We start from the raw sequence: 9369 nt of genomic DNA, 5'->3' as shown, positions 1-9369 counted from the left end.
TGCGTAAAGTGCTGATTTAAGATCGCTTACATTCAGAGTTGACCCTACGTACCCGCCAGAGGCGAGTCGAGACGGTGTTGAAGGCTGGGTAAAGCTTGGGTTTACGGTAAGTGCTAGTGGCGCTGTAACTGATATAAAGGTGTTAGATTCAGAGCCCAAGCGCGTGTTTGATAGAGCTGCACGCAGAGCGCTTAAAAAATGGAAGTACAAGCCCAAGCTGGACGGCGGTAAACCTGTTAGTCAACCAGGTATGGTTGTAGTATTAGATTTCAAACTAGAACAATAAGGATAGCCTATGAGTATAGGCGCAAGCTTGCAAAACCTGTTTCAAGGTAAGCGCGAAAAAGCGCTGGGAGTGAGTGAAAGGTTAATGCTGCAATACAGCGCAAAAGGTGATGAAGCATCGTTAGCCGCGCTGTTTGACTTACACAGCCATAAGCTATTTTATTTTTTGAAGGTGTTAAGTGATAGCACTGTTGCAGAAGATATGTGTCAGCGCACTTGGGTTAAGGTTATCGAAAATCGTCACTTATTTAAAAGCGGCGATAATTTTCAGGCTTGGCTTTTCACCATTGGTAGGCGAACGCTTATTGATGAATTCAGAAAAAACGCCAAGCTTGAATATAACAACGAGGCAGTTGAGTCGTCTTCGTTAAGTGAGTTACTTAAAAATGCGCAGTCTTCGGTAGAGGACGATGTAGCAAAAGGGATAGAAAAAGACGTGTTTAAGGCATGTATTCAGCAGTTACCCTACAAGCAAAAAGAGGCGCTTTCGCTACAGTTTGAAGGTTTTTCGCTAGTGGAAATCGCCACTATTTGCAGTGCTGAAAAAGAAACGATTAAAACCCGGATACGTTATGCCAAAGACAGCCTTAAAACCATGCTGGAGAAACTGTAATCATGTCTATATCAGATAAAGAGCTACAAGATGCGTTTAAACGCAGCCAGCAAGTACAAAAGCAAAATGATGGAATGAGCGAAAAGGCTAATGCTCGTATTCGTGAAAGGGTTCTCGCGTACAACAAGGCAATAGAAAGTGATAGTGTAATTAAACGCGTATTTGCTGCTACGGCCGCTAATATTCAAGCGTACATCGCTTCTTCAACTCTGCGTTTCACGGCTGTGGCATTTGCTATTGTCGCAATGTTAGGCGTTTACAACATAGGAACATTTCAACGTAACCATTCGTCGACATTACAGACGGCAGCACACCGAGTAGACATTGTGCAATATCACGGATTTGAAGGAGAAGATAAGCTGCTAGCTGGTAAAGCCGGAACTGATTATAAAGCGCGATTTAATACCTATACTCAACAATATATTGAAAGCAATTTAGTCGCTAAAGCAGTTACGTTAGAGCCAGCAACGCTTACAGCGCAAAATGGGTATTGGCTCCTGGTGAGCTGCAAAAATCAGCAAGTTGTGGTTTCTGAAAGCCTCATCGCATCACTAAATATTAACGGTCGAATAGATGGGGATATCAATATTGGCACGCATGTGGCGCTCGCCTTTGATGCGCAAGGAAGAATACTTTCAATTAAACAGTCGAGTAAGCCGTTGATGTGCTGATTTATATGGCGTTTAGCTGGATGCGTTCGTAAACGAGGTAAGGGCGGTGAAACTCGCTCGAGCCTCGATTACGAACAGTATTTTAGGAATGACTTATTTGTCTAAATCGTGTGCTCTAAAGGCATTTGGAAGTAACTCACCAATGGTGGTTTCGAATGTCTCGCCGTTTTGACTTACCATGGTTACGGGAGTTTCATCTGGGGCGAATTCAGCAATTTTCTGTCTGCATCCTCCGCACGGAAAGCAAAACTCGTCGTTCGGGCTCGCAATAACGATATGCGAAATACGTTTTTGTCCCTGTGTGACCATATTGCCAATAGCGGTGGCTTCAGCGCATTGTCCTAATGGAAATGCAGCACTTTCTACATTACAACCAGAGAAGGTTTCGCCACTTGGAGTAAGCACTGCAGCACCAACTTTAAAGTTGGAATAAGGTGAGTGTGAGTTTTTCTGTGCGTCAAAAGCAAGTTGTGATAGTTGTTCTAAATTATTTTTCTTCATAGCTACCTGTGTTAACCACCCAATACGCTTTACTTTTATCATCAAATGCGAGAAGGTTGGCGGCATTAGCGCCGCAACAAGCGTATACTTAATACTCAGGCGGTTTTTTCTTTTTTTATAGAATGCTTTTTTACCATGTGCAGAAACGTTAGTCTCATCTTTTTTTCTCTATTCGCTGCTATTTTAACCGGTTGTGCGCAAACACCGCCTGTTTCAGAAAAGCCACAAATGGGAAACCTGCTTTTAGCTGAACCTGCGCCCATTAATCCTCGTTCTGAAATGGCTATTGCTCGATATAATCAGGTGCTTAGCAGCCCGGCACTTTCGGATGAAGACAAAGCCGAACTGCACTTTCAACGAGGCATGCTATATGACAGTGTGGGTCTTGCTGGCTTAGCGCAGTTTGACTACACCCAGGCAATCAACTTAAAGCCAGATCTGGCAGAAGCCTATAACTCTATGGGCATTCACTATATACAGCAGAGTGATTTTATTCAGGCTTACGATGCCTTTGACTCTACACTGGAAATTAATCCAGAGTACGATTTTGCGTTTTTAAATCGTGGTATTGCGCTTTATTACGGCGGTCGCGCAGAGCTTGCTACTAACGATCTAAACCGCTTTTTCGAGAAAGACGACAGCGACCCATTTCGTGCATTGTGGGCTTACTTTGCTCATCATGACGTGTCCGAACTCGAAGGGCAGAGATATTTAGCTTCTATTCGACCAACGCTGGATAACCAGCACTGGGCGACGGCGCTGGTAGATTTGTTTCTAGGCACCGTTAATGAAAACGATGTACTTAACTCGTTGTTAGACGGTGTGAAAAGCCAAAAAGCGTTAACAGATAGGTTGTGTGAAGCGTATTTTTACTTAGGTAAATTTCATAGCCAGCGCGGCAACAGCGGTATTGCATCAAACTACTTCAAGCTTGCATTAAGCACCAATGTATTCGATTACGTTGAACACCGCTACGCACGAATGGAACTTAACCGTTTGCGTGAACTAGCTAGCAGCGAACCGGTTAGCGAAGAGTAAGCAGCAAGCGTTATGCGAGGCTTATTTTTAGCAGTGTTCGCACTGCTCATTGTCGCGGGCGATAGCGGACGCTATGTACCGCAGCTAATTGCTAATGCAAGCAAGGTGCTTACGCCGGCAAGCCGAGTGTCAGGTAGCGACCCAACTGAAAAGGCGAGCTCTGCTTCAGAAGATACTGCTGACGGCATGGCACAGGTTAGCGGACAGGACAGCACAGAATCTTCTCCCGACGCTCAAACTTCGGATAATACCGAACGTTTCAATAATTCTGACTATCACCTTAAGCAAGATGCGCTGGCGCTACTTTGGTTAGCTGCAAAGCAGGGCAGTGAAAATGCACAGACACGCTTGCTCGGTGAATTTGAACGGGCGTATAACACAGGCTTCATTGCCACTGACTATATTGATGAAGCCACTGCAACCTATTTTCTAGAGAAGCTAGTGAATCTTGAAAATGCAGACGCTGCATGGCTGCTGTACCAAATATTGGGTGAAGAAGGTGCGTCACAGCGCTTTATGCGCTTAGCGGCGCTCGGCGAGGTTGCAGAAGCTCAGCTTGCGTTTGCAATGTCTACCGATTCGCCAGAAAAACGTGAGAAGTGGCTAGTACGCGCGGCTTCACAAAACTACGTACCCGCGCAGGCTGCATTGGCCGATTGGTATCTTCTACACGGGCAACAACAATTAGCGAAACCGCTGCTCGCAGCAACAGCGACCTTAGACATGCAAAGCGCATTTAAGTATGCTCGCCTTCTGTGGGACGAAGGTGAATTTTCTGAGGCTAAACAGCATTTTAGCTTTGCCGCGAAGAAAGGGCATCTTCAAGCGGAAAAAGCCTTAGAGGCCATCAATCTCTACAAGCCGTATTCTGTAGAACAAGCATTAAAGCAGTCTCCTTCATTTGACTGGGAGAGTGAAGGGAATTGCCTTCAGCGTATACAGCCTTTCGCTACTAGTTTGGCTACAATCATGCGCGCTCACAGTCTTCATAACTCATTCAATAATGACAAGCGTCTGCAGAATCTTTCTATTTGCCTGGCCCCGCCCATTTGGCTTAAACCCGATGTAGTAAGTTGCGATCCTGATTATAAAAATGCTGGGATCTTAGGCTGTAGTATTACTCCTTTAGCGAGCATTGCGAAAAAGCAAAAATTCAGTCATGCAGTAGTAGTGGCAGAGCAGGGGAAAGCAAATGTTCAAAACGGCGTAATGTATTTAGACATTAGTGACGCTTATTCAGTGTTTGTTCACGAGCTAGCGCACTTCGCAGGCTTCGCTGACGAATATCCTATTGGCAAGGGCATGGCGAATAGGCTGTGCCATGAAGATGGAATAATTGATTTTGCACCACCAAACCTAATCGTAGACTCTGAGTATTGGTATGCTCCTCACGAAACGGTAAAAAATTGGCTAGAGATAGATCCCGCAACCATCATTGCTCGCGCTAAAACGTGCACCGTATTGGGGGAAAACAGCTATAAGCCCAGCCGCAGAATTACCTTTATGGAACATCACGATAGCGGCGTGCTCCCGCCGTTATATTTGGTACTTTGGCAGCAGCAGCTGAAAAAACAAAATGCCCAGCGGCCCATTTCAATGAATTTCTTCCAGGCGTTCCACAATAGCGGCAACCAAAAAGAAGCCGCACACTGGTTAGCCGAATACGAAGCCTTTACTGGTGGCAAGTAACCGTAGTTTTCATTACTAAAACTATTCACTCGCCACTATTTGGCGAGTGTATCTTTAAGCTCTCTTACCCACATAGACGTTGCACCACAAATTGCTACGGGCATAACGATAAAATTAACCACGGGAATAAGTGAAAATATATTTACCATTATTCCAAACGTCATCGCTTTCCCTTTGTGTTCGCCAAGGTGCAGGCGCATGCGCGTAAAATCTATCTTGTGATTATCGTATGGGTAGTCGCAGTACTGAATTGCCATCATCCAGGCATTAAATAAGAACCACAAGATTTGCCCAATAATGGGCAGGAAAAAGAACAATAACAAAAAACCAATAGCGCGAGGTAAATACCAAACCAACTTGGTGAGTTCGCGGCCTACAGTTCTAGGAATATCTTTAACTAAAGCCATTACGCCTTCGTCACCTAAATCTTGACCCGTTAAATGACGCTCTACTTTTTCTGATAAAACGCCATTAAACGGCGCTGCAATCCAGTTTGCCAGTGTGCCAAAGATGAGTGCGAAAATGAGCAATACGCTGATGACAGCGAGGGGCCACAAGAAAAAGCTGATCGCTGTTTTGATCCAGCCTAACCATTCAGGTACAAGATCAATGACATAAGCGATGCCCATTTCTATTTGGCCAAATAAGAAGTAAAAAGCCACAGAAAAAAGCACTAAGTTTATTGTTAGGGGTACAAAAACAAAACGCTTTAACCCTTTGGTTTTTATAAGCGAAAAGCCTTCAAAGAAATAATGTACACCGCCTGAACTCATTCGTACTCCTTCGCGTTTGAAACGCTGTGTTTGTTAACTATCTGCTCTATCATACGCGCTTGGCGTATTCTCTGCCTAACTCAGTGAAATGGTAATTGTTACAAGCTGTTAGATTTGGTAGAGTCGAAGCATAATAACAAAAGAATCTTCCGTGTGATTGCATCATTTCTACATCAACTGCTATTTCAGCCGACGGTTAGCTGTTTTCTGGCTAATATCAAGGCGATACCGCGTGCAGCTTTGTGTTTAAGAGGGATGATGTGTGAGGCTTAAAAAAATTAAGCTCGCGGGTTTCAAGTCCTTTGTTGAGCCAACTACTATTCCATTCCCCGGTGAAATGACCGCCATCGTAGGCCCTAATGGCTGCGGTAAGTCGAATGTCATTGATGCTGTACGTTGGGTTTTAGGTGAAAGTTCTGCCAAAAACTTACGCGGCGATGCAATGACCGACGTGATTTTTAATGGCTCTTCGTCTCGTAAGCCAGTAGGGCAATGTAGCGTTGAACTTGTTTTCGACAACAGTGCAGGGCGGATAGCGGGTGAATTTGCCAACTACAATGAGCTGTCTGTTAAACGCTTAGTTACACGGGACGCCACCTCCACCTATTTTCTTAACGGCACTAAATGTCGCCGGCGTGATGTCACCGATCTATTTTTAGGAACAGGGCTAGGCCCGCGTTCTTACGCCATTATTGAGCAAGGTATGATCTCGCGGCTTATCGAGTCTAAGCCACAGGACTTGCGTGTATTCATAGAAGAAGCCGCGGGTATTTCAAAGTACAAAGAGCGCCGTAGAGAGACAGAAAATCGTATAAGGCACACGCAAGATAACCTTGAACGATTAAATGATGTGCGCGATGAATTGGGCAAGCAGCTCGAAAAATTACAGCGCCAGGCTGCTGCGGCTACTCGTTACAAAACGCTACGTGCACAAGCCAGAGAGCTGAAAGGCCAGTTAGCAGCCCTTCGTTTTCTGAAAAATAGTGAACATATTGAAGCGCTGCAAAAACAGCAGCAGGCACTGCAATTAGAAGTGGATGACTTAGTTGCCCGGCTACAGGGCGATGAAGCGGGGCTTGAGTCGTACAAAACCAAGCAGCTGGAAACAAAACAAACCATAGATGATCTTCAACAGCAGCTGTTTACTACCAGTAACGCAATAACGCGACTAGAGCAAAATGCGCTGCACGCAAAACAACGCAAAGGGCAGGTTGAGCAAGAGTTAGCACGAATTAGCGAGCAACACGAATTGCTTAACCACTCTATTGATGAGGCACAGGAAGCGCTTGCGGTATCAAACGAGGCGCTTGAAAACATTGAGCCTGAATTTGCCCTTAAGGAAGCAGAGTTAGAGCATGCCAAAGAGCGTTTTGAAGACGCTGAACAAGCGCTAAGAGAATTTAACGCACAAGCGCGAGCGCAAGAACAAACCTACAATCAACTTCGTCAGAATGTTCAGCAATGCCATAGCCAAATTCAGTCAACGATGAGCATGCAGTTACGCACTTCTCAGCGTATAAGTGAACTACAAGAAGAGCTAAAACAGCTAGACGAAGAAGATTTTGCCAATCAGATAGCGCTTTTAGAAGAGCAATGTAGCGAACTCGATTTTGACATTGATGAAGCTAAGCAATTACTTCAAGAGTCCAATCAAAAGGTGTCGCAGCAACAAGGCGAAGTCAACGCTATAGAAGCGAAGCGCCGTGATACCCAGGGCCAGTTACAAACCGCACTGTCCACAAAAGCTGCGCTAGAAGCGCTTCAACAAGATGCCTCAAATAATGAAGACGTAACGTTAGACGGAATAGAAAAGCTGTGGCAGCAGTTTAGCTCTAACCAAACTCTTGCACCTTGCGTAGAGGCGATTTTACAACAAGCAAAAGACCCCGTTGTTGCTAAAAGCCATGACATACAGGCACTGCTGCAAAACCAAGATAATTTGCCAAGCGGCATTAAAGTGTTTACCGATAAGGCGTTTGTAAGCACTGCCAGATCGGGTTCACTAGCACACGCTCTATTAACTGAACCTAGCACTAATGAATCGTCAACACAGCGTGTTCCCGCATTTTTTAATGACATTTACCTTTGTAGCAACGATGACGAACTTGCGGCAACGATTGAAAGGGCTTTTAACAAAGAAGATGAACCTGAACCTGAAGCTATAGCCAAGGAGTTTACTAGCGTAGTTTCGCCTTCAGGGTTGTGGGCAAGTTCACAGTGGGTAGTGAAACCTGGCGAAGTAAGCGACGGTGCTTTGCAGCGGGCGAATAAAATTAAGGCGCTGGTAGACAGCATTGAAGAAACTGAAAGCCTTATAGATGAAATTGAGCATTCATTAGAGCGAGCCAAACAGGCACTTGAACAGAGCGAAGCGCAAAAACAGGATATTCAGAGCGCCTTGGGTGAAAAAGAAAACCAGCGCGCACAGATTAAAAATCAACTTTCTTTGCTTGAAATGCAGCAAGAGCAGCAGTCTACACGTACTGCCAAACTTAATGACGAATTAGCAAAGCAAGAGTTAATGTTAGCGAAAGAAGAAGAGCAACTAGCCCAACTTTCGGAAAAATTAGAGCTTCAAGAGGCACAAATTCTTGAACACGAAGTACACATTGACGATGTGAACGCTAAGCGTGATGCAAATGAGCGAACTGCGTCAGAATTGCGCGCGTTAGTTGATACATTAACATCGCAAAATCATGAGCTTGCACTTAAGAAGCAACAACTAGAAAACCACCAGAATTTATACAGCCAGCAGGTTACACGTAACCTTCAGCAGCGTGAAGAGTACATAAAAAACAAAGAAAGATTACAAAAAGAACTTACACAGCTTACGTCCCCTGAAGAAATTCAAGAAGCAGAGCTTCAGTCGCTGTTGGAAAACAAAGCGGAATTAGAACAGCTGAAAAGTGCTAAACAAAGTAGTCTTGAAGATATAGAGCAGTGGTTGCGAGAAGCCGAAAAAGGGCATCAAGCTCTGGGTAAAGACATTCAAACGCGACAAACCAATATCGATAAACTTAATATCGATATTGAAGGCTACCGGGTACGTGCAAATACGATTTTAGAACAGCTTGATGAAACGCAGCAGTCGCTGAAGAGCATTCTAGAAACCTTACCTGAAGATGCCGAAGAGAAACGCTGGCAAGAAGACCTTGAAAAAACGCAGGCTAATTTGCAGCGTTTAGGGGCTGTGAACTTAGCCGCAGTTGAAGAATATGAAACCCAGTCGGAAAGAAAGTCACATTTAGATACACAGCACAACGACCTTACTGAAGCCTTGGAAACGCTACAGTCGGCCATTCGGAAAATTGATAAAGAAACCCGCACGCGCTTTTCTACCACCTTTGAACAGGTTAACGAAGACCTTAAAACGTTATTTCCCAAAGTGTTTGGGGGCGGTTCGGCGTATCTTGCGCTTACCGATGACGATTTGTTAGAAACTGGGGTGACGATAATGGCTCGCCCCCCTGGTAAGAAAAATAGTACGATTCACCTCTTAAGCGGTGGAGAAAAAGCACTAACCGCTTTATCATTGGTGTTTGCTATTTTCAGATTAAATCCGGCACCATTTTGTTTGCTGGATGAAGTAGATGCACCATTGGATGATGCAAATGTAGGGCGCTTTTGTAACTTAGTGTCAGAAATGTCACAAACAGTGCAGTTTATTTATATCACCCACAATAAAATAGCGATGGAAATGGCCAGTCACCTCACCGGTGTTACCATGGCGGAACCGGGAGTTTCGCGCATGGTGGCGGTAGATGTGGACGAGGCTGTTGCCTTCGCAGAAGCATAACAA

Annotated in this window: 7 protein-coding genes and 1 pseudogene; 6 read left to right on the top strand and 2 right to left on the bottom strand. The window is 44.8% G+C overall.

Annotated features, from left to right (window positions below):
• Positions 1–34 precede the first annotated feature (34 nt).
• From ACX5KA_RS16220 to ACX5KA_RS16210, 3 genes and pseudogenes are all read left to right on the top strand, one after another.
• Positions 35–286 (top strand): annotated as a pseudogene (locus ACX5KA_RS16220) (energy transducer TonB); the annotation flags it as partial.
• A 9-nt stretch (positions 287–295) separates the two neighbouring features.
• The gene (locus ACX5KA_RS16215) at positions 296–898 is read left to right on the top strand and encodes an RNA polymerase sigma factor (protein ID WP_458731659.1); all 603 of its coding nucleotides are present in this window, start codon (positions 296–298) and stop codon (positions 896–898) included.
• A gap of 2 nt (positions 899–900) precedes the next feature.
• Positions 901–1569 (top strand): hypothetical protein, encoded by a 669-nt coding sequence (locus ACX5KA_RS16210; RefSeq protein ID WP_458731658.1) that lies wholly within the window; start codon positions 901–903, stop codon positions 1567–1569.
• 93 nt (positions 1570–1662) lie between these two features.
• On the opposite strand, the gene cdd is transcribed toward ACX5KA_RS16210, so the two are convergent.
• Positions 1663–2070: a cytidine deaminase gene (gene cdd, locus ACX5KA_RS16205; protein ID WP_039220705.1), complete on the bottom strand. Its 408-nt coding sequence runs from the start codon at positions 2068–2070 to the stop codon at positions 1663–1665.
• Between the two features lie 135 nt (positions 2071–2205).
• Between cdd and nlpI the strand changes: the two genes are divergently transcribed.
• Both nlpI and ACX5KA_RS16195 read left to right on the top strand, forming a co-directional pair.
• Positions 2206–3108, top strand: a complete 903-nt coding sequence (nlpI, locus tag ACX5KA_RS16200; protein ID WP_039220461.1) for a lipoprotein NlpI — start codon at positions 2206–2208, stop codon at positions 3106–3108.
• Positions 3109–3120: 12 nt separating this feature from the next.
• Positions 3121–4797, top strand: coding sequence for an SEL1-like repeat protein (locus tag ACX5KA_RS16195; protein WP_458731657.1), 1677 nt, complete (start codon positions 3121–3123; stop codon positions 4795–4797).
• Between the two features lie 35 nt (positions 4798–4832).
• Here the strand turns inward: ACX5KA_RS16195 and cysZ are convergent, their stop codons facing one another.
• Positions 4833–5570 (bottom strand): sulfate transporter CysZ, encoded by a 738-nt coding sequence (gene cysZ / locus ACX5KA_RS16190; RefSeq protein WP_458731656.1) that lies wholly within the window; start codon positions 5568–5570, stop codon positions 4833–4835.
• 262 nt (positions 5571–5832) lie between these two features.
• On the opposite strand from cysZ, the gene smc reads away from it, so the two are divergent.
• The gene (smc, locus tag ACX5KA_RS16185) at positions 5833–9366 is read left to right on the top strand and encodes a chromosome segregation protein SMC (protein WP_458731655.1); all 3534 of its coding nucleotides are present in this window, start codon (positions 5833–5835) and stop codon (positions 9364–9366) included.
• The last annotated feature ends 3 nt before the right edge of the window (positions 9367–9369 follow it).

This window comes from Alteromonas alvinellae, assembly GCF_902705805.1.
This window is presented reverse-complemented; position numbering and strand designations above follow the sequence as displayed.